Origin of the sequence: Parapedobacter sp. SGR-10 (assembly GCF_011030405.1) — a bacterium.
Classification (GTDB): Bacteria; Bacteroidota; Bacteroidia; order Sphingobacteriales; family Sphingobacteriaceae; genus Sphingobacterium.
On record NZ_JAAJTJ010000037.1, the window covers coordinates 1 to 21,286 of the forward strand.

Sequence of the window (21,286 nt, forward strand, 5' to 3'; positions counted from 1 at the left end):
CTTACTTAGTAGCGGGGACCAGACTCGAACTGATGACCTTCGGGTTATGAGCCCGACGAGCTACCACTGCTCCACCCCGCAATATATTTTTATATTCAATGCTGTGCCTTGCGCTCAACGTTTGTGATTCTTTAGTAGCGGGGACCAGACTCGAACTGATGACCTTCGGGTTATGAGCCCGACGAGCTACCACTGCTCCACCCCGCAATATATTTTTATATCCAATCTTTGTTTTTATTATCAAAATCAAAGATTATTTATTTCCGTAATTGGAGTACAAAGATATTATTTGTTTCTTTGTAAAACAAATAAAAAACAAAAAATGTCGCACAAAGCCGGGTTTGTCAGTATTATCGGAAAGCCTAATGCAGGTAAATCTACATTAATGAATGCGTTAGTAGGTGAAAAGATGTCGATCATCACACCAAAAGCTCAAACCACCCGTCATCGTATTATGGGAATCGTCAATGACGAGGAACACCAGATTATCTTTTCGGATACGCCGGGGGTCATCAAACCCAAGTATTCCCTACAGGAATCTATGATGAACTTTGTCCAAGGATCTCTGATCGATGCCGATGTGATTCTTTTTGTGACAGATATACATGAGAAGTACGACGAAAATGATGTGTTGGAGAGGCTCCGTAAAACATCCTCTCCCGTAGCCGTGCTTATCAATAAAATCGATAAATCTTCTGAAGAGGAAGTAAAAGAGAAGATAAATTTTTGGCAGGAAAAGCTCAATCCAGATACTATTTTTGCTGTTTCGGCTTTGTTGGGCCACAATGTCATGCCGATCCTAGATTATATCAAAGAAAAACTTCCCGTACATCCGCCATACTATGAGAAGGACGAACTTACAGACAAGTCGATGCGGTTTTTTGTGTCGGAGATCATCCGTGAGAAGATATTCAAGCTTTATGATAAGGAAGTTCCTTATAGTACAGAAGTCGTCGTAACCTCATACAAAGAGGAAGCCCGTATTACCCGTATAGCTGCCGAAATATATGTCGAACGGGATTCGCAGAAAAACATCATTATCGGAAAAGCTGGCGCCATGATCAAAAAAGTGGGGACGTATGCACGCCAGGATATTGAAGAATTCATTGGTGGGAAAGTTTTTCTCGAACTTTTTGTCAAAGTCATTCCGGATTGGCGGACGAAGAAAAATCTTTTGAAACGCTTTGGGTACGAAGATTAACTTTCGTACCCAACACCATTTCTTTTAATCAATCCACTCAAAACCGGTATAAGGAACCAATACCGAAGGGATTTTTATTCCGCGATCGGTTTGGTTGTTTTCGAGCAAGGTCGCTACAATGCGTGGTAAAGCTAAAGCAGAGCCATTTAAAGTATGAGCTAGTTGCATCTTCCCTTCGGTATTTTTGAAACGTACCTTGAGCCTATTGGCTTGGTACGTCTCGAAATTGGATACGGAAGATACTTCCAGCCAACGCTTCTGGGCCGTGCTGTAGGTCTCCATGTCGTAGGTAAGGGCTGAAGTGAAACTCATATCACCGCCGCACAACCGCAATACCCGATAAGGCAATTCCAGTTTTTGTAATAAGGATTGTACATATTGGCTCATGTCTTCCAAAACTTCATAAGATTTGTCAGGATGTACGATCTGTACGATCTCGACTTTATCAAATTGGTGCAATCGGTTCAGTCCTCGTACGTGTGCACCATAGGATCCGGCCTCCCTGCGAAAACACGGAGTGTATCCACAGTGCTTGATTGGAAAATCTTCCTCTTTGACAATGCTGTCGCGGTAAATGTTTGTAATAGGTACTTCGGCAGTTGGGATAAGGTACAAGTCATCGTTCGTCACATGATACATTTGTCCTTCTTTGTCGGGTAATTGACCCGTGGCATAGGCAGAAGCTTCGTTGACCACGTTGGGTACCTGTACTTCCTTGAAACCTGCTTTTTCGGCTTCATCCAGGAAGAAGTTGATCAATGCCCGTTGTAAGCGGGCGCCTTTGCTTTTGTACACCGGAAATCCTGCTCCTGTGATCTTCGTGCCGAGCTCAAAATCGATAATACCATATTTGGTGGCCAATTCCCAATGAGGAAGGGCATCCTCCGGCAAGGTTGGGATAGTGCCATGTTCAAAGGCAACCTCGTTGTCCTCGGCAGTCGTGCCCTGTGGTACAGAAGTATGCGGGAGATTGGGAAGCTGGATGAGCTTGTCATGGAGTTCTTGCTCTACTGTCTCCAGTTCTTCCTGTAGCAGTCTGATCTGTTCTTTATATCCGGCAGATTTGGATTTTACGGCTTCGGCTTCTTCTTTTTTGCCTTGGCGCATCAGATCGCCGATTTGTTTGGCTGAGGAATTGGCTTCTGCGGCAACGGCATCTGACTCGGATTGGACTTTGCGACGCTTCTCATCCAAGGCGATGATGTCGTCTACCAAATCCAGATCCTTGAAGTTTTTTACGCCTAATCTTTCGATGACCGTATCCCTGTTGTCACGGATATAATTTAACTGCAACATAAATAATAATTGTTATGAATAAGCCACAAAGATAAGAAGAGAAGGTGAAAAAGTATATAGAAAGATATTATTCCATGGAAGAGGGAGGGGACAGATAACTACAAGACTTATAAGGTTTCGAAAACCGTATAGGTTTGAGGCAAAAAAAGCCTAATTTTGATTATGCTTTATTTAGTCCCTACACCCATTGGCAATTTGGAAGACATGACGTTCCGGGCGGTTCGTATATTGAAGGAATCGGATATCATTCTTGCCGAGGATACCCGTACCAGTGCACCTTTGCTCAAACATTTTGGTATCGAAAAGAAAGTATTTGCCCATCATCAGCACAATGAGCATAAGGCTGTGGCGGAAATCATCAGGTTTCTGAAAGAGGGGCAACAGATCGCTTTGATATCAGATGCAGGCACTCCGGCGATTTCGGACCCGGGCTTTCTGTTGGTGCGGGAAGCGATCAAAGAGGGTATTATGGTGCAATGTCTCCCTGGAGCAACCGCATTTGTGCCGGCATTGGTCAATTCGGGATTGCCCAATGACCGCTTTTGTTTTGAAGGTTTTTTGCCTGTCAAAAAGGGGAGGCAGACACGATTGAAACAATTGGCGGAGGAGAAGAGAACTATGGTCTTTTATGAATCACCCCATCGTATACTGAAAACTATCGAGGAGTTTATCCAGTACTTCGGTGCAGAAAGGCAAGCGTCTATATCTCGGGAACTAAGCAAGCTATACGAAGAAAATGTTCGGGGCACATTGGCAGAACTAAAAAAACATTTTGAAAACAACCCTGTCAAAGGAGAGTTTGTGTTTTGTGTTGCCGGATTAGAATAGTGGGTGGCTTCTTTTCTTTAGGATCAGATTGTCAAGGAGGAAACAAAAGGAACATATATTTTAGACAACTACATTTTTTCCCTCCCGCTACCTTCCCGTCCTCGCCGGCGGACGGCCTCGTGACTTTTGAAGCCCAAAAGTCACCAAAAGGCTTGTCCATTTCAAGGCATCTTGTCGCACAGGCCCTCGCTCAATAGCCCTGCAACTGCTGCCCTTGGTTTTGTCTCCCTAGGGCCATTGCCCACCAATCCATCAACAAAACTAGACAGAGCTATGGGCAATCCATCCCACAGCCTTCCGTTGCAGGGCTATTCCTGCCGATGCTGATGAAATGGACGTGCGCAATCCACAACGCTTGGCTTTACCTGCACATCAATACGTTGTCTGCAAGCCAGAGTAAGAAGCACTAACCTCCACCGACCTTGATTCATTTGGACAGCAAGCCCGTGGAGATCCCGTCTTGACGGCCTTACACTTTGCAATATGCAAGCCATACACAGTCCAGCGAGGAGGGCTGTGTGTCGGAGACCTTGTATGGCGCTTCGGGAATGGAGCGTGGCGGCTGGAACAAATTAAGCAAAGTCTTGATTTTTGTTAAGCTTTTGATCAAGCAAAAGCTTATCGCCCTGCGCCGGCGATAGAGGCGCATAAAAACTGTTTAAAACAATCCTTCATTTATATTATCCATAAAATTAAGATGCATTTACCCTGTCCTTTTGAACCGATAATTCTTTAAACTTTTGAATATTGAGTATCTTTACCTTCGGTTCAATAATTGATTAAAAAATGAGTATAGATAAATTTGTACAAGACGGTCAGGATGTCAAAGTTGTTGAGAAGATATACAACAAAATCATCGACATGCTCACCCATGGAGAGGCTGTCAACTATATCGCGGTGCAGAAGAAACCGGCTGTGACCCTATTGCCAGATAGTATTACGATCAGCAATAAACGTATTTTTCTGTGCGAATTTACCAAATTGGGTTTGGCAACCAATTTTGAGATTTTTTCGTGGAGGGATATTAAAGATATAGCCTTTAAAGAAGAAATATTTGGTTCGAAAGTGACGGTTATCCCTTTTACGGGTGAGAACCTTAGTATCGATTATATTCCAAAGGTACAGGCTCGGAAGCTTTATCAATTGATCAAGGAAGCTCTGGAAAACGAAAAAAGTGTATCTGATGAGAAACCGACCTCTACGACTGTACAAAAAGTAGAAGAGAAGCCTGCATCCGAGAGCAAACCGATTTCTATCAATGATATGTACAAGCAACGGTCTGATCAAAAAAAGACAGAGGATCCGGTACAGCAAGCTGCCACTCATGAAGTAGAAGATCCTAAGACTATCTCCTCTCTGCCTGTAGAGACTGTACAGGAAACCGAGTCAGAGGAGGAACCGAAATCTGTCAATACACCTCAAGAACATCTCTATATGTCGCCAACACCATCCTATACAAGTGTGGTAACTCAATCCGAAAAGAGCGAAGAGGATGATGAATTGACGTTGAAGCTGAAAAAGCTGAAAAACCTTTACGATAAACAGTTGATCACACAGGCGGAGTACGAAAGTAAGAAATCAGAAATCCTTTCACAATTATAATCAAGTGAAGAAAAATTACCTGTTGGCGCTATTGAGTGCTTTCGTTCTTTGGTTAGCCTGGCCACCTATTCCTTATAGTAGTCTGTTGTTGTTAGTCGGGTTTGTTCCCTTACTGGTTGCTGTAGAAAGGGTCGTGCGTGGTCAGTATGCTTACAAAGGGCGTAAGATATTTGCATTAGCTTTTCTGACTGGTTTTGTATGGAATACAGCTTCGATTTACTGGGTATTCCATGCCATGAACGCCTATCTGTCTACAGTCGTTTCCCTATTGATTGCCTTGATTCCATTTTGTTTGGCTCCGTTGTTGATGGCTTTGGCTTTTAGGCTATACTATCAATTGAGAAAGAGAAAAGCAATAGGCTGGAGTTTCTTAGGATTGGTTTCGTTTTGGATAGGTTACGAATATTTGCACCAATCCTGGGGATTGGCTTTCCCCTGGATGACCTTGGGCAATGGTTTTGCCAATTTTCATCAAATCGTACAATGGTATAGTGTCACAGGAGTATATGGGGGGACATTGTGGATTTGGTTAGTCAATATTCTTGCTTTTCTTTTTTATTGGCAAAAGTCGCAGAAGATACAGGCCATAGGACAAACCAAATTGATAGTGGCTATTGTAGCCACAATTCTTGTCCCGATGGGGGTATCCGTCGTGCAGTATGCTTCGTACAAAGAACATATCAATCCATCTGACATTGTCGTGGTGCAACCCAATATAGACCCTTACGGAAAATTTGGATATATCTCACCCGAAGAACAACTAGAACGCCTCTTTGCACTTTCGGAAAAAGCGGCCAGACCAAATACAGAGTTTTTTATTTGGCCAGAAACAGCAATATCGGCAAGGGGAGGGATCAATGAAGAAGGATTTAGGGCATATCCGGTATATCAATCTATTTTGGGTTTTTTGGAAAATTATCCTAATGGGAATGTGCTTTCCGGAATTGAAAGCTATGCCCTGTTTAATGATCCGCATACTGTGACGGCCAGACCTTTTGGGGAGCATTATGTGGAAAATTACAATGCTGCGGTACTCATCGATGCATCGAGTAAGGTCCAGTTTTACCACAAGTCGAAGCTTGTGCCGGGCGTCGAGCAGATGCCTTTCGGAAAGGCACTGGAATTTATGAAACCTCTGTTCGAACATTTCGGAGGGACGACGGGGGGATATGGTCGCGATCCGGAACCGTCCGTGCTGTATGCACAGAGCGGTATCGGTGCTGCTCCGGTCATCTGTTACGAATCGATCTGGGGAAACTATGTCCGTGAATATGTCTTAAAAGGTGCACAGTTTATCGCTGTAGTCACCAATGACGGATGGTGGAAAAATACATCGGGAAAGGATCAGCACCTGGATTATGCCAAGCTACGCGCTATTGAAAACCGTCGTTGGGTGGCTCGCTCGGCCAATACGGGTATTTCGGGGTTTATAAACCAACGTGGCGATATCGTCCAAAGAACCGAATGGTGGGTACCTGCCTCTATTAATCAGGAGATCAATCTGAACGAGGAATTGACCACCTACACGAAAGTAGGAGATATTGTGGTGTATCTGGCACTGTTGGGATGCTTGTTTTCCTTTTTCTTATTGATTCCCTTAAAAACAAGATGATTTTTAACCACATAGAAGCATAGGGTGATTGACTATTCTGAGAAAAACTATGTTTTAAAATTTATTTTTGTTTCATCTATATTACAGTAATCAAGAGTTTAGTTATTTCTATGTTCCTATGTGGTTTATTTTAATATCAAAATAATTCAGATACTTTGTGCCCATATTGCTAATTTTGTGCTATGCAAATATATTTAGACAATGCTGCTACTACTGCACTGGATCCCGAAGTGATAGCCGTCATGGTGGATACCATGAAAAATGATTTTGGCAATCCATCCTCTATACATGGCCATGGCCGTCGGGTCAAGACCATCGTAGAAAAGGCGAGAAAGACTATTGCTCAATTGTTGCATGCCTCACCAGCTGAGATATTCTTTACCTCTGGTGGTACGGAGGCCGACAATATGGCGATTGTACGTTCGATAGCTGATTTTGGTATAACCCATGCTATCACTTCTCCTCTTGAGCACCATGCGGTATTGCATACGTTGGAAGCTTTGGAAAAGGAAGAAAAATTTACCCTTAATATAGTTAGTGTGGATGAAAAAGGGGATATAAACTACGCTCATTTGGAAGAATTGCTGGCCAATAATCCGAGAACATTTGTCTCGCTGATGCATGCCAACAACGAGTTGGGTAATCTCACGGATGTAGGGCGTGTTTCGGAGATATGTGCACGATATGATGCAATCTTTCATTCGGATACGGTGCAGACTATGGGACATTACCCGCACGATCTGTCCAAGCTAAAAATTGATTTTATCACAGGTTCAGCCCATAAGTTTCATGGACCAAAAGGAGTAGGATTTCTTTATATCAACGCCAGAAATAAGATAAAGCCTTTGATCTATGGTGGTGCGCAGGAACGTAATATGCGAGGGGGGACAGAGAATGTGTATGGTATCGTCGGTATGGCAAAAGCATTGGAAATTGCTTATCGGGATATGGAGGAGCATCACCTATATATCCAGGGGCTTAAAGATTATATGATTGCACGACTTAGAGAGGCTATCCCAGAGGTACGTTTCAACGGCCAAATCGAAGCTGATAGGTCGTTGTACACTGTATTGAATGTATCCTTGCCCTGTTCGGATATGAATGATATGCTTTTATTCAATCTGGATATTGCGGGTATTTCTGCTTCTGGAGGTAGTGCCTGTAGCTCAGGATCAGACATCGGTTCTCATGTACTTCGGGCGATAGATGCAGATAATGATAGACCATCTGTTCGTTTTTCTTTCTGTAAGAATAATACAAAGGAAGAGATCGATACTGTCGTGGCTAAAGTGAAAGAGATCTGTGATAAAGAGGAAAAAATAAGCCTATAAGGTTTTCAACAATCGGATCTCCTGCTGCAATTGTTCGATGCGCTCAAGCAAACGTGAGACGACTTCAATGCCTTGTATATTCAGTTCCAGATCATTGTGCCAATTGGAAAATTTTTCGATCAAGGGTAGATGTTCTTCATCTACATAGTCTTGCTCTTCCTGTACGATGATTTCGATTAGCCCACTTTGATGGAGCTCGTGTATAAACGTCATCTCCAATTTATGGGCCTGGCATATATCGATGATTTTAAATAGTGTGTGTTCCATAGCTATTTACTTATGTCGGCTAATTGTTGAATAAGTTTCTTCTGTTCGTCCGTAAGATTTGTTGGCAACTTGACATGGATCTCGCCGTAGAGATCACCAAACTTGCCTTCTTGTTTATACAATGGAAATCCTTTGCCTTTCAACCGGACTTTTGTTTCATTTTGGGTTTCGGGTTTTATTTTTACCTTGATCTTGCCGTCGAGCGTGTCTACAATAGCTTCTCCACCTAGTAGAGCGGTGTACAGGTCGATGTCTATCTTCGCATATAGATCAGCACCTTTGCGTTGGAAACGAGGGTCTTCTTTTACACGAAAGGTTATATAAAGATCTCCTTTAGGGCCTCCCTGGGCGCCTTCTCCTCCTTGCCCCTTTAATCGGATTTTCTGCCCGTCTTCTACACCGGCTGGGACAGTGATGCGAATGTTTTTCCCGTTTACCGTAAAGGTCTGTTGATGGGAGGAGGCTGCTTGCAATAAGGTTAACTCCAGCTCGGCTTGATAATCCTGGCCACGGTAAGCTCTTCGCTGCCCGGCTCCAAAGCGAGAGCCAAATAGCTCTTCGAAGAAGTCTGAATATTCTCCAGTATCGTAATTGCCGCTGTAATCAAAATCAAAACCTTCAAAAGGATTTTGTGTCCCTGTTCTACCTCTACTATGAGACTGTTTATGGTACTGTTGCTGTGCACGTTCATATTCTTCCCCGTGCTTCCAGTTTTCACCATATTGATCGTATTTTTTCCTTTTGTCGGGGTCGGTCAGCACCTCATTCGCTTCGTTGATCTCTTGAAACTTCTTTTTAGCTTCCTCATCATTCGGATTGAGATCCGGGTGATATTTACGTGCCAGCTTGCGGTATGCTTTCTTGATATCGTCCTGCGTGGCAGTCTTGTCGAGCCCCAATACTTTATAATAGTCTAAAAAAGCCATAGGTCGTATTCTTGCAGTTTAAATTACGCAATATCTATGACAAAATCAATGCCTTTTATAGAAATCCTGACCGCTTTATCTTGCAACCTGTTGTTGGTGTTGTCACCGACAACTTTGGCGGTTGGTCACAAGGCCAAACCGCAGGGTAAAGGAAACAGGTCTGAATATATACTTTTATCTTGTTCCTATATCTTCACGGATATCCACTTTAGGGCGATCATCCCGGGTTGCAATGTCCCATGCTGTATGAAAAATCAGCTTTTCTCGTTTGACCATCATCGGAAAATCGATCTTGTCCACGGTATCTTCGGGAGTATGGTAATGTGGATGCAAGCCCGAAAAGAAAAATAAAGAAGGAATGCCTTTTTTTGCAAAATTGTAGTGATCCGAACGGTAGTAGAGACGCATAGGTTCATTTGGTCGATCATACGAATAATCCAATTCCATACCGATCTCTTTGTTGGCGTTTTCAACAATGGGTTTCAGATCGGAGCTTAACTTGTTTGCACCAATGACATGTATGTAATTGTGGTTGCCCTTCAGGTGCTTGTCATCGATACGGCCTATCATATCAATATTGATACAAGCCACCGTTTTTTCCAAGGGTAGGATAGGATTTTCAGCATAATATTTTGATCCCAGTAAACCTTTCTCTTCGGCTGCTAATCCTATGAATAGCATGCTACGGCGAGGACCTTTGCCATCTTGCTTGGCTTTGGCAAAAACTTTGGCCAGTTCAAGTATGGCTACTGTACCACTGCCGTTGTCGTCTGCCCCTGGGAAAAATGTACCATCCGGCAGTATACCATCGTGATCATAGTGACCGCAGACTACGACAATTTCATCTTTTAAGTCTGTACCTTCTACCAATCCCAATACATTGGGATCATTCAGTTCCTCGATCAGGATACCCATCTTGCCATGGACAGGCAAAGCTATGGTTAGTGGTGCTAAGGGCTTTGTGTTTGCAGAAGACGTAAACTGTGCGAGAGAGGTGTTCTTTTTGGCAAGGATACTGTTTGCGACCTCTTCGGTAATGAATACCGTGGGCAGCGAAGTGATGCTACGTTTTGGAGGTGCCGTGTCTGTCCGTAATTGTACACGTCCTAGAAGGTTTCGATCATTGGTGAGATGGATTGTTTCCTGCGCTTGTGGCCCTGTAGCAAGGATCATTTTGGGATTGTGCTTCAGCAATTCTTGGATTCGTTTAAATCGATTTTTACTCCATTCGGATTGGTCCATAGATCTTGACAAGAGCGATTTGCCTGAAGCATCGGTTGGCTCTCCTTCATTCAACAGTAAGATGACTTTGTCCTTAATGTCTATGCTTTGTATTTCATTGTATTTCTCATCCTGGATTCCGTAACCTACGAAGATGATCTCGTCCGCACTGATCTGTTGAAAATCGTTGTCTCCGCTGGCGAAAAAATCTTTGCCATTTACCAGGCCCTGTTCACCGATGCTAAACCCCTCTACTTTATAAGAGATTTGTTTCAGCGCTACAGGTTGAAAATAACTTCCGTTCACCACAGGCTGTAGTCCGTATGTTTTGAAATGCTCGGCTATATATTGAGCGGTTTTTTCTCCTCCTTTTTGTCCGGTACCCCGTCCTTCGTATTCTCTTGAGGACAGTATGGTCAAATGTTCTTTTGAACTTTGTTCCCCAATTAGGTTCGCATACTGTGACGGTGTCTGTGCGAGTGAGCAGGCATTTGTCAGGGAAGAGATAAATAGGAGGATAAGAAACTTTTTTATCATAATGGAGGGGGAATTTTTTTATGTAGAGACGTAAGGCATTACGTCTCTACGCTATTAACAGGATATTTTGTTCACACGATTGGCGTGTCTTCCACCTTCAAATTCAGTGGTGATGAATGTTGACACGATTTTCTTTGTCAATTCGAGATCAATAAATCTAGCTGGAATACATACGACGTTGGCATTGTTGTGTTGCCTTGCAAGGGCAGCAATTTCGTTTTGCCAAGCTATAGCTGCACGTATGCCTTGGTGTTTGTTTGCTGTGATCGCGACCCCATTGGCACTCCCACAGATCAATATACCCAATTCGCATTCTCCATTTTCGACTGCACTGGCCAAGGGATGCGCATAATCCGGATAGTCGACAGAGTCTGTCCCGGAGGGGCCAAAATCTTTTATCTCGTGTCCCAGATCTTGTAGATAGGGGACGAGTTCGGTTTTGTAATCAAAACCTGCATGGTCACTTGCAATGGCTATTTTCATAATCTTGACTATATTTATTTGTTGTAAAATTCTTTTTCTCTTAGATCCCTTTGCTTTTTGACCCGGGCTGATACCATGATGCTGAGTTCGTACAGCATCAACATCGGTGCACTGACCGTCAGTAGCGTAACTACATCTGCAGTAGGTGTGATGATGGCGGCAATGATCAAAATGATGACAATAGCATATCGCCGGCTAGCTCTCATAAACTGAGGAGTCATCAAGCCGAGCTTGGAGAGAATAAATATCAAAATCGGCAATAAAAAGATGACCCCACAACCGAGTGTAAGTGTTGCAATTGTAGATAGGTAAGAATCAATTGTAATTTGATTGGTGATCTCGTCGCTGAGAGATACATTGGCCAAGAAATTGACGGATAAAGGCACAACGATATAATAACCGAATAAAGCACCGATGACAAACAAGATGGTGGCATAGAATACAAAACCATTAGCGGATTTCCGTTCTACGTCTGTCAAAGCCGGTTTGACAAATAGCCATACTTCGAAGAGGAGATAGGGAAATCCTAGCGCAACGGCCATCAATAAACAGGAATTGATCTGTAGCATAAACTGTCCGGCCAGTTCTGTATTGATGATGTTAAAAGGTATTTTTTCTACACAAAAGCCTTCCAGATTGAGCAGGTCTCCGACCTTGCACATCATACGGTAGGTCCAAAAATCCAGATTTTTGGGCCCCATGATGATATCGTTGAAGATAAAGTCGTAAAAGCTGAACGAGATTATAGCAAAGATCGTTACGGCTATGAAAGCACGGATAATGTGCCACCGGAGTACCTCCAGATGTTCAAAAAAGGACATTTCGGCTTCCAGACTTTTTCCTTTTTCTTTGATGGCTTTTATTAATTTTTCGCTAGACATATACAGAGTATTGCTCAGATAACAAAAATACCATTCTTTGATTTAAGAATGGTATGTTTTGATAGGAAAACAAAATTTTTACGCTTCTTCTTCGTCCGGATATTCCGTCAGGTCAAACGTTTCCATAAATTTGGTCGTGAAATTGCCCACCCTGAAATTGGGGTCCCGCATCAGTCTCAAATGTAGAGGAATCGTTGTCTTGACGCCTTCGATGACAAATTCGCTCAGTGCACGCTCCATTGTAGAGATGGCTTCTTCGCGTGTCTGCGCCGTACAGATCAGTTTGGCGATCATCGAGTCGTAATTTGACGGAATAGTATATCCAGCGTATACATGTGTATCTACACGGACGCCATGGCCTCCGGGAGAATGGAAATTCGTTATTTTTCCTGGAGAGGGACGGAAGTTGTTGAACGGATCTTCCGCATTGATCCGACACTCGATGGCATGCATTGTAGGCTCATAGCTTTTTCCGGAAATAGGGATGCCTGCTGCTACTTTGATCTGCTCTTTGATGAGATCAAAGTTGATGACTTCTTCCGTCACCGGATGCTCTACTTGAATACGGGTATTCATCTCCATGAAATAGAAGTTGCGATGCTTGTCGACCAAAAACTCGATGGTACCGGCTCCTTCGTATTTTACAGCCTGTGCGCCTTTGATAGCAGCTTCTCCCATCTTGGCACGAAGCTCCGGCGTAATGAAAGGCGAAGGTGCTTCTTCGACTAATTTTTGGTGACGGCGTTGAATAGAGCAATCGCGTTCGGAAAGGTGACATACGGTACCGTATTGGTCTCCGATGACCTGTATTTCGATGTGGCGAGGTTCTTCGACAAACTTTTCCAGATAGATGCCATCATTGCCAAAAGCTGCGGCAGCTTCTTGGCGGGCCGAGTCCCAATTGGGTTCGAATTCTTCATCTTTCCAAATGATACGCATACCACGGCCACCACCACCTGCAGTCGCTTTGATGATGACAGGGTAGCCTATTTCATTGGCCAGCTTGATACCGGTTTTCACATCGGGAATCAAGCCGTCAGAACCCGGTACTGTAGGTACTCCTGCCTTTTTCATGGTATCTTTGGCCGAAGCTTTATCTCCCATTTTTTCGATTTGTTCTGCTGTGGCACCAATGAATTTGATGCCGTATTCTGCACAAATCGCAGAGAATTTTGCGTTTTCGGACAAAAATCCATAGCCTGGATGGATGGCGTCAGCATTGGTCAGCTCTGCGGCTGAAATGATGTTGGGAATATTCAGATAAGAATCTTTACTTGCTGGAGGGCCGATGCACACAGCTTCGTCTGCAAATCTCACATGGAGACTATCCCTGTCTGCAGTAGAATACACCGCTACGCTTTTGATACCCATCTCACGGCACGTACGGATGATGCGAAGGGCTATTTCTCCTCTATTGGCTATTAATATTTTCTTGAACATTTGTTATAATTTGGAAATTAGGAGATTAGAAAATTTGAAAATCAATTGTCAACCGACAAATTTTATTTTCATTCATGTCTAATGTCTAATATCTCTTACCTAAGATTATCTGGGATCAACCAGGAATAACGGTTGATCGTATTCAACAGGTTGTGCATCATTTACGAGTATTTTTACAATTTTGCCCGATACTTCGGATTCGATCTCATTGAATAGTTTCATGGCTTCGATGATACACAGTACTTTTCCGGGTGTGATCTCATCGCCTACATTGACGAAGACAGGTTTGTCTGGGCCTGGAGATCTATAGAATGTACCGATCATCGGTGATTTGATAGTGATGAAATTTGCCTCCTCATTTGCTGTTGGAGCAGCTGCTGCAGGTACTACTGGTTCAGCTACCGGAGCTACAGGGGCAGCTGTCGGAAGGGGAGCTGGTGCTACTGTAGGAATACTTGCTGTCACGTAAGTAGGTTCCTGGTTGGTCTTTATTGTAATCTTGAAATCTTGTTCTTCAATTGATACTTCATTCACACCTGATTTTGCTACGAATTTGATCAGGTCTTGAATTTGTTTGATATCCATACTCATAGTAGTAGGTTTTATTTTGTGTTAAAAATTTAGTCTCTTTTAAATATACGAAAAATCGAATGATTTAGTATGCCCATTTCAAATATACAGATCCCCATGTAAATCCTCCACCAAATGCGGCCAGAATGAGGTTGTCTCCTTTTTTCAGCTGGCTTTCCCATTCCCAAAGGCAGATAGGGATCGTTCCACTGGTTGTATTCCCGTATTTGTGAATGTTTACCATGACTTTTTCTTCGGGTAGTCCGGCTCTTTCGGCCGTAGCATCGATGATGCGTTTGTTGGCTTGATGGGGTACAAGCCATGCGACATCTTCGGAGGATAGATTGTTGCGCTCCATGATCTCAGCGGCTACATCGGCCATGTTGGTCACTGCAAATTTGAATACAGTACGTCCTTCTTGATAAGCGTAGTGCATACCTGCGTCTACGGTCTGATGGGATGCCGGATTTAGCGAACCGCCACCTTTGATATTTAGGTATTGTCCTCCGGAACCATCGGTCTTCAAGATCGTGTCCTGAATACCATTGCCTTCCGTATTGGGTTCCAGCAATACCGCTCCACATCCGTCACCAAAAAGTATACAGGTGTTTCTGTCTTCATAATTGACGACTGATGACATTTTATCTGCACCGATGACCAGAACCTTGGAGTGCTTGCCCGATTCGATAAACTGAGCACCTGTAGTCAATCCAAAAAGAAAGCCTGAGCAGGCGGCTTGAAGGTCGTAACCCCAGGCATTTGTTGCACCGATCTTGTCTGCCAGAATGTTTGCCGTAGCGGGAAATAGCATATCGGGAGTACTGGTGCAGAAGATGATAAGCTCTATATCGGTAGCCGCGATACCTCTTTTTTCCAATAACCCTTTTACAGCCGGGACGGCTAAGTCGGAAGTTGCCAATCCTTCCCCTTTCAATATGCGTCTTTCTTTGATGCCGGTACGGGAGACAATCCATTCGTCATTCGTGTCGACCATCGTCTCCAACTCTTTGTTTGTCAACACATAGTCTGGGACGTAACCGTTTACTGCTGTAATAGCTGCATGAATTTTAGACATAGAATATATTAATTAAAAGCCGATCTGATCTTGTCAATAAACTTGGATTCGATCATTTCTTTTGATAGTAATACCATATTTTTGATAGCTTCGGGGGATGATATGCCGTGGCCGATGATGACAGGGGCATTGACTCCCAAGATTGGACTACCGCCGTATTGTTCGTAATTGAATCTCTCCAGGAAATCATCCTTTAGCTGTTTTTTCAAGGTAATGGCATAAAAGGATTCTGCCAGTTTCAAGACGATATTGCCCGTAAATCCATCACAGACGAATACATCAGCATTGTCGCTAAATAGATCACGGCCTTCTGCATTGCCTATGAAATTGATTTTGGGATTGGATTTTAAAAGAGGGTAGGTTGCGATGGTGAGGATATTTCCTTTTTCTTCTTCTTCACCGATGTTGAGCAAAGCGACTTTGGGATTTTTTGTGCCGGAAATATGTTCGGCATACAAGCTGCCCAATACGGCAAATTGATTGAGCATCTCGGGCTTGCAGTCGGCATTGGCGCCGACATCAAGTAAGATGCCATAGCCGTTTTTCAGTTTCGGTACATTGGTCGCTATCGCCGGACGCAATACACCCGGAATGGGCTTGACACTGAACATCGCACCGACGAGCATGGCTCCTGTATTTCCTGCCGAAGAAAACGAATCAATTTCTCCTGCCTTTAGTAATTCAAAACCTTTGGCCACGCTGGAGTTGGGTTTTTGGCTGATTGCTTTCGTAGGGTGTTCATGCATAGATATGTTTTCGGGTGCATGCACGTAGTCAAATAGTGAAGGATCTGCTCCCGCCGCTTCTATGCTTCTCTTTGCTTCTTCTTCGTCCCCGAATAGTACTATACGTTGATCCTTTTGAAGAACTTTTTGCGCCTCGATCGCGCCTGATATTGTGGATTTGGGAGCATAATCGCCCCCCAGAATGTCTAAACCAATCTTCATTCGTTATTATTTTCTAATTCAATAATACGCAAAAAACATCCCAAATTAAAGCAAAAAAATAATTTTAAATGCTTATTTGGGATGTTTATTCCAAAAGATTTGCTTTAGACAGCTGTTGTGTTTTCAATAATTAATTTGCCGTTGTAGTACAAGTTGCCGTCTACAGTATATGCACGGTGAGGTGTGTGAACTGCACCAGTCTCTTTGCAAACTGTCAAAGTAGGTCTTTCAGCCTTATAATGTGTTCTTCTTTTGTCTCTTCTTGATTTCGAAGTCTTACGCTTTGGATGTGCCATCTCGTATTATAATTTTTTAATTGTTTTTGATATTCTTTAATGTCGCCCACCGCGGGTCGATGTTTTCTTCTTCTAGGGATGATTGTTCAGTATTGCTTATCCTTGCCAGCATCTCTGGGTCGCATTGGATACCTATGCCCTGTTCTTCGCATTTGGTATAGTACGGAACCCTTACATTGATGTATTCGTACAACAAATCGGCGATAGGGAGCTCATGGTCATTTTTGTTGAGGATCAATACCTCATCAGTCTCTTCGTCCCATTCTTCATTGACAAATTTGACAATGACCCGCTCTTGACAGAGCAATGGGGATTGGAAGTGGGATAGGCACACATCACAAGTCAGCTGTACGCTGCCTTTGATGTCAAAAAGAACGATCAGCATGGTTTCTTGCTTTTGCAATTTTACCGAAGCTGTCAACTTTCCTTTTTTGACCAATGAATGCTCAAAACAATCAAAGAACTTATCATCTATTTCAAACTCAAAATCGTGTTGTCCTGCGGCCAACCCCGAGAAAGGGATTCTATATTGTCTAAGGTACTTCACAATCCTGTATTTGAGCCTGCAAAATTAATCTTTTAATTCCAAGCTTGCAATTATTTTGTGAAATAATTTTAATGCAACGAAGGGATCTATATACCAACCTATTTTTACTTCTGGATTTTAAGGGTAGGTGGGTGTGCAAAAGACTTCCATGCTTCTTCGGCATCTTCTTGGGACAATCTATCGTCAAAAATTAAAAATCTGTATTTGAGGAGATAGGTCTTTCCGGGTTCCAGCAACCAGTCTTTATCTTTTGTCGGAGAAAAATTAATAAATACATCGCCATCGTTGGCAATGGTATTCTCCGGCCAAACCCGCAACGGTTCGGGATGGTTATAATTGATGGGGTAGCTCATCATTGCAAAGCCTCCGTAATCATTTTGTAGGTTGCCTTGTGCCAAAATCCATTGAGCTTTGCTGCCGTCTGCACTTTTTCTATCGTGTCCTTGGGAGGTGAGTAGTACACTGTTGTTCTTATTCCAATATTCGGTAGCTCTGATACACAAACCACCGTAGCGATATTCCAATAGTGTGACAGGACTGGAACTGGCACAGCTGAGCTGTGAAGTGATGTCTAGTATGTAGTATCTGTCCGTAGGATTCATCCGGTAGATTCGCATACTGTGGATCTCATTTAGGGCTGTTTTTTGCGTTCCGTCTTTTTTGAAGGCAACATGTTCATGCCTGGCACTTAGATTAGCGTACACATTACCTTTTTCTATAGCGGTGAATCCACCAAAACGTACTGTTCCTTTCCTGTCGGCAAGATTCCAAAAGTCTAGGGTTTCTCCTTCAAAACGCACACGAGTCCAGGGATTCCATAACCCCCAATGATGGTAATGGTCAGGTGCATGGATGCGGGTCAGCGTGTGTCCCGACGGGGTATTCAAGGGATGGATAAACCCACTCCGTCTATACACGCTATCTACACCTCGCGGTGGATATACTGTTTTGAAGTTGTATTGCAGTAGCTTTTTTCCAGCGCTCAAGATATGCAGAGCACCGTCATTTTCTTCAACCTCCATAGCAGGAGAGGGTATTGGTACACGATCTGGAGACTGTATCAGTTCAAAAACTCTATCTGTGATTTGCGAAGGTGTCAATACCCAATGCAGGATACGCCCTTTGCCGGTAGCCTCAATCTGAAATGGGGTATGGATCGTTTTTCCGTCCTTTATCTCCAAAAGCTGCAAAGCACTGTCGGGAATAGGGGTGATCGCATCGAGATCAACCTGCATAGGGATGGCGAACTTCTCCTTGCCGGTGGTGGTCAGTGCTAGCGTAGCGATCTGCTGTGCATGAACTGTAAGTGCAAAGAAGGAAAAAAGTATAGGGACAATAGAATAAATACCTTGTCTCATAGTATGGCTTTCTGTTCTTGAAGTTGAGAGAAGTGTCTATTGCTCTTCGTCGCCGTAGTACTTTGTGCCCAACTCGATTTTTTCGCGTCCATGCGCCATACGCCATTTGTTGGTGTCACGAAGCGAATATGCACAGCCACAATACTCCTGCATGTAGAATTTTTCGCGTTTGCTAATTTCCAACATGCGGGCTGATCCACCTTTCTTACGCCAGTTGAGCGTCCAGTATTCCATGTTGGGGAAGCGGGAGGCGGCTCTTAGCCCACAATCGTTGATCTGTTCCATGTTTTTCCATCTGGAGATTCCCAAAGAGCTTGAAATGACGTCAAAGCCATGTTTTGCCGCATATTCGGCAGTTTTTTCAAATCGCATATCAAAGCACATTGTGCAGCGTATCCCTCTCTCGGGTTCGTGCTCCATACCTTTGGCCAGTTCAAACCAATGGTCTACGTCGTAATCGGCATCGATAAAAGGTATGCCGTGTTTTTCCGCAAAACGGATGTTTTCTTCCTTACGGATGTCGTATTCCTTGCGAGGATGTATATTGGGATTGTAGAAATAGATCGTAAAATCTATGTCGGATGCGATCAATGCTTCCATGACTTCTCCAGCGCATGGTGCACAGCAGGAGTGAAGCAGCAATTTTTTACCCTCGTTCGGTAGCTCAAGTTTTTCTCGTATAAAAGGTTTCTTCTGTTCCATTTTTTTTACCTGTGGGAATGTGCAATTTTACGGAAATAGCCGGATAATAAAAAGTTAAATGTGTGTTGTGGCATTAAAGGGCTATTATTCGTATATAATTAGGGTGAACGATTTTTTACGAGTAGGTTTTCGTGAATGCAAAGCATTTTATCTAAGTTTGTAACATGTAATTTCTAAGAACATGAAAGGGACGAAGTATTTTCTGTATATATTTTCTGTACTATTGGTAACTTGGAGTTGCCAGCGGGATGATGATGAGCCACGCAAAGCCAGAAAGCCCATCTCCCGTCTGTACGTCTCGACATCGGACTACAATCCCAGTTCGGGTGATGCGCAGCTTCGAAACATCTTCGTGATTGATCCGGCGGATTCAACAGATTTTACAACGCAAGGGGCCTTGCGGTACGACTCAGGTGCAAAGGGGGGAGGTGTTCTCCATTTCAGTGCTTTCGCTCGAAGTGTATTCCATGCGAGTGTGAACACGCCTGCTTATGAAGATACAACTATTCGTGTACAGTCTGTCAATGATAAGGGGCAACTGGCCTCTGTTGGGAATATTGGCAACAGGAAGTTTGATCGGGTGAGGGGATTGTGGTACCATAATATAGATAATTTGGACCAACTCTTGATCGCCAACCCTGGAGATGATACGGTCAGTGTGTTTGTGGTAGATAAGCCGCGGCGTTACAACGGATTTGCCAGGTATGCCTTTCAGGTCATGTTGGAAGATCGCATTTGGGGTATGCAGTTGGATTCTACACACTTGATGTTGTCCAAGACGGGTGCTGACGGAGGCATCTTAGTGTTTAGAGATTTTGTAAATGAGGTAAACCGTAGACGCGATACGCTGGTGGAAGACATTAGGCCTACCTATCGGTTGACAGTGTCCGGTTCGAAAAATATCCGTGGGTTTTTCTATGCCAAAGCCTCGGATATATTGGTGTTGAGCGATTATGAGAGTAGTGGCGTAGGAGCGAAAATATTGGTTTTTGAGAAATTTTCCCAATATAAAGCAGATGCCACGATTCAGCCTACACGAGTGATTTCGGGGGCTTCTACGCTGTTGCAGGAGCCATTAAGCGTGACAGTAGACGGAAAAGAGAATCCTAAGTATATCTATGTCTCGGACGCGGGTGCTAGAAAAGTATTTCGATTCAAGCTTGAAGATAGTGGCGATGTTGCTCCGGACAAGGAGATGACCTTGGGCAATAATCAAACACCACAAGCTATTTTTCTGGATTCCCGAGGGGTCAATGAATATTAATACGGAACTTTTTTACTCTTCCAAAAGAGCCAATAGAATAGCTACTTCTTCTTTTTTCTCCAGGTTGCCTATATGATCGTAAGCTGTCATCAGGTTGCGTATGACACGTTTGATTATCGCGACATTGGTACATGGTAGGATGTATTCCTCTTTTGGGGAGAGATTGAGTTGTTTCAAAAAAGAATAAATGTCGTCATGCTTCATGACTTGTCCTCTGTTGAACACATTGATATAGAATAAAGGCGTTTGGAGCTCTTCTTCGATATAAGCGGCTACAAAATGTTTGGGTAGATTGATCCCATAGATAGGGATGTCTAGTTTTTGTGCAATAATGCTGTATATGCAGGCCAATGACAGCGGATTACCTTTCTTGGTCTCCAGCACTTTGTGGATAAAGGAATTTTGTGGATCGTGGTAGTTGGCTGTGTTTCCGGATAGACCAAATTCCCTGAATAGTACATTGTTGAGTAGTTTTACTTTTTCCAGTGGACTCATTTCATACATCAGGTGAAACCAAGCGTTGCGACGGAGTTCGGCAAGCTGCATGTGTACAATATCTTCATCCAGATTGGGATATTGGTAACGGTTGATGATCAATAGCCCTTCCAATAGATCGCTGCTGTTTTGTAAGGCCCAGATTTGTAGGTCGTTTTTGATCTGGTCAAACTGGATGCGATGAATGATGTTCTCGATACGGGTTTGGGAGAGGGGGTCAAAAGAGGATTCCCAGGTCTCTTCCAAAAGGGGAATGACCTCCGGACCACAGGTAATCAGGTGTTGCTCTACGTGGTCAAAAATTTCATTGTCCGGATCATCCAATAAGGATATTAAGGCTCTCAATTCATTCTCTTGCATGTGGGCATTATCTTTTCCTTAGTCTAAAATTAGGAAATCTTTCTCAT

21 protein-coding genes and 2 tRNA genes are annotated in these 21,286 nt (G+C 43.4%); 6 read left to right on the top strand and 17 right to left on the bottom strand.

The annotated features are described in order from the left end of the window. Nucleotides 1-9: 9 nt before the first annotated feature. Both G5B00_RS16990 and G5B00_RS16995 read right to left on the bottom strand, forming a co-directional pair. Nucleotides 10-81, bottom strand: a tRNA-Met gene (locus tag G5B00_RS16990). 54 nt (nucleotides 82-135) lie between these two features. Beyond that, nucleotides 136-207, bottom strand: a tRNA-Met gene (locus G5B00_RS16995). A gap of 115 nt (nucleotides 208-322) precedes the next feature. On the opposite strand from G5B00_RS16995, the gene era reads away from it, so the two are divergent. Beyond that, nucleotides 323-1,201: a GTPase Era gene (gene era, locus G5B00_RS17000; RefSeq protein WP_163878384.1), complete on the top strand. Its 879-nt coding sequence runs from the start codon at nucleotides 323-325 to the stop codon at nucleotides 1,199-1,201. Between the two features lie 24 nt (nucleotides 1,202-1,225). Here the strand turns inward: era and serS are convergent, their stop codons facing one another. Further along, nucleotides 1,226-2,497, bottom strand: a complete 1,272-nt coding sequence (gene serS / locus G5B00_RS17005) for a serine--tRNA ligase (protein ID WP_163878387.1) — start codon at nucleotides 2,495-2,497, stop codon at nucleotides 1,226-1,228. Nucleotides 2,498-2,659: 162 nt separating this feature from the next. On the opposite strand from serS, the gene rsmI reads away from it, so the two are divergent. From rsmI to G5B00_RS17025, 4 genes are all read left to right on the top strand, one after another. Further along, nucleotides 2,660-3,325 carry a 16S rRNA (cytidine(1402)-2'-O)-methyltransferase gene (rsmI, locus tag G5B00_RS17010; protein WP_163878390.1) on the top strand — a complete coding sequence of 222 codons (666 nt, stop codon included), beginning with the start codon at nucleotides 2,660-2,662 and terminating at the stop codon, nucleotides 3,323-3,325. Nucleotides 3,326-4,111: 786 nt separating this feature from the next. Next, nucleotides 4,112-4,927, top strand: a complete 816-nt coding sequence (locus G5B00_RS17015) for a PH domain-containing protein (RefSeq protein ID WP_163878393.1) — start codon at nucleotides 4,112-4,114, stop codon at nucleotides 4,925-4,927. Between the two features lie 4 nt (nucleotides 4,928-4,931). Next, nucleotides 4,932-6,539: an apolipoprotein N-acyltransferase gene (gene lnt / locus G5B00_RS17020; protein ID WP_163878396.1), complete on the top strand. Its 1,608-nt coding sequence runs from the start codon at nucleotides 4,932-4,934 to the stop codon at nucleotides 6,537-6,539. A 182-nt stretch (nucleotides 6,540-6,721) separates the two neighbouring features. Beyond that, nucleotides 6,722-7,870 (top strand): cysteine desulfurase family protein, encoded by a 1,149-nt coding sequence (locus G5B00_RS17025; protein WP_163878399.1) that lies wholly within the window; start codon nucleotides 6,722-6,724, stop codon nucleotides 7,868-7,870. Here the strand turns inward: G5B00_RS17025 and G5B00_RS17030 are convergent. The 13 genes from G5B00_RS17030 to G5B00_RS17090 all read right to left on the bottom strand — a co-directional run bounded on the left by G5B00_RS17030 (nucleotide 7,865) and on the right by G5B00_RS17090 (nucleotide 19,120). Beyond that, nucleotides 7,865-8,137, bottom strand: coding sequence for a chaperone modulator CbpM (locus G5B00_RS17030; RefSeq protein ID WP_163878402.1), 273 nt, complete (start codon nucleotides 8,135-8,137; stop codon nucleotides 7,865-7,867). The genes G5B00_RS17025 and G5B00_RS17030 overlap by 6 nt on opposite strands. 2 nt (nucleotides 8,138-8,139) lie before the next feature. Beyond that, a complete protein-coding gene (locus tag G5B00_RS17035) occupies nucleotides 8,140-9,063 on the bottom strand; it encodes a DnaJ C-terminal domain-containing protein (protein ID WP_163878406.1) in 924 nt (307 codons plus the stop codon). 174 nt (nucleotides 9,064-9,237) lie between these two features. Continuing rightward, a complete protein-coding gene (locus tag G5B00_RS17040) occupies nucleotides 9,238-10,821 on the bottom strand; it encodes a M28 family peptidase (RefSeq protein WP_205966460.1) in 1,584 nt (527 codons plus the stop codon). A 54-nt stretch (nucleotides 10,822-10,875) separates the two neighbouring features. Continuing rightward, nucleotides 10,876-11,304 (bottom strand): ribose 5-phosphate isomerase B, encoded by a 429-nt coding sequence (gene rpiB / locus G5B00_RS17045; protein WP_163878409.1) that lies wholly within the window; start codon nucleotides 11,302-11,304, stop codon nucleotides 10,876-10,878. Between the two features lie 14 nt (nucleotides 11,305-11,318). After that, complete coding sequence (gene tatC, locus G5B00_RS17050; protein WP_163878413.1) at nucleotides 11,319-12,185, bottom strand: twin-arginine translocase subunit TatC; 867 nt, start codon at nucleotides 12,183-12,185, stop codon at nucleotides 11,319-11,321. A 78-nt stretch (nucleotides 12,186-12,263) separates the two neighbouring features. After that, complete coding sequence (gene accC / locus G5B00_RS17055) at nucleotides 12,264-13,625, bottom strand: acetyl-CoA carboxylase biotin carboxylase subunit (protein ID WP_163878416.1); 1,362 nt, start codon at nucleotides 13,623-13,625, stop codon at nucleotides 12,264-12,266. Nucleotides 13,626-13,730: 105 nt separating this feature from the next. Beyond that, on the bottom strand, nucleotides 13,731-14,216 hold the full coding sequence (accB, locus tag G5B00_RS17060; protein ID WP_163878420.1) for an acetyl-CoA carboxylase biotin carboxyl carrier protein: 486 nt from the start codon (nucleotides 14,214-14,216) through the stop codon (nucleotides 13,731-13,733). Between the two features lie 64 nt (nucleotides 14,217-14,280). After that, complete coding sequence (locus G5B00_RS17065; protein ID WP_163878423.1) at nucleotides 14,281-15,270, bottom strand: beta-ketoacyl-ACP synthase III; 990 nt, start codon at nucleotides 15,268-15,270, stop codon at nucleotides 14,281-14,283. Nucleotides 15,271-15,278: 8 nt separating this feature from the next. Beyond that, entirely contained in the window at nucleotides 15,279-16,217 is a 939-nt protein-coding gene (gene plsX, locus G5B00_RS17070) for a phosphate acyltransferase PlsX (RefSeq protein ID WP_163878426.1), read from the bottom strand. Nucleotides 16,218-16,321: 104 nt separating this feature from the next. After that, on the bottom strand, nucleotides 16,322-16,513 hold the full coding sequence (rpmF, locus tag G5B00_RS17075) for a 50S ribosomal protein L32 (RefSeq protein ID WP_163878429.1): 192 nt from the start codon (nucleotides 16,511-16,513) through the stop codon (nucleotides 16,322-16,324). Nucleotides 16,514-16,529: 16 nt separating this feature from the next. Beyond that, nucleotides 16,530-17,060 carry a YceD family protein gene (locus G5B00_RS17080; protein WP_163878433.1) on the bottom strand — a complete coding sequence of 177 codons (531 nt, stop codon included), beginning with the start codon at nucleotides 17,058-17,060 and terminating at the stop codon, nucleotides 16,530-16,532. Between the two features lie 104 nt (nucleotides 17,061-17,164). After that, nucleotides 17,165-18,418, bottom strand: a complete 1,254-nt coding sequence (locus tag G5B00_RS17085; protein WP_163878436.1) for a PmoA family protein — start codon at nucleotides 18,416-18,418, stop codon at nucleotides 17,165-17,167. A 36-nt stretch (nucleotides 18,419-18,454) separates the two neighbouring features. Next, entirely contained in the window at nucleotides 18,455-19,120 is a 666-nt protein-coding gene (locus tag G5B00_RS17090) for an epoxyqueuosine reductase QueH (RefSeq protein ID WP_163878439.1), read from the bottom strand. A 181-nt stretch (nucleotides 19,121-19,301) separates the two neighbouring features. Here G5B00_RS17090 and G5B00_RS17095 point away from each other — a divergent pair, with 181 nt between their 5' ends. Next, nucleotides 19,302-20,384: a hypothetical protein gene (locus tag G5B00_RS17095; protein WP_163878443.1), complete on the top strand. Its 1,083-nt coding sequence runs from the start codon at nucleotides 19,302-19,304 to the stop codon at nucleotides 20,382-20,384. Between the two features lie 12 nt (nucleotides 20,385-20,396). Here the strand turns inward: G5B00_RS17095 and G5B00_RS17100 are convergent, their stop codons facing one another. Next, nucleotides 20,397-21,239 (bottom strand): transglutaminase-like domain-containing protein, encoded by an 843-nt coding sequence (locus G5B00_RS17100; protein ID WP_163878446.1) that lies wholly within the window; start codon nucleotides 21,237-21,239, stop codon nucleotides 20,397-20,399. Nucleotides 21,240-21,286 lie beyond the last annotated feature (47 nt).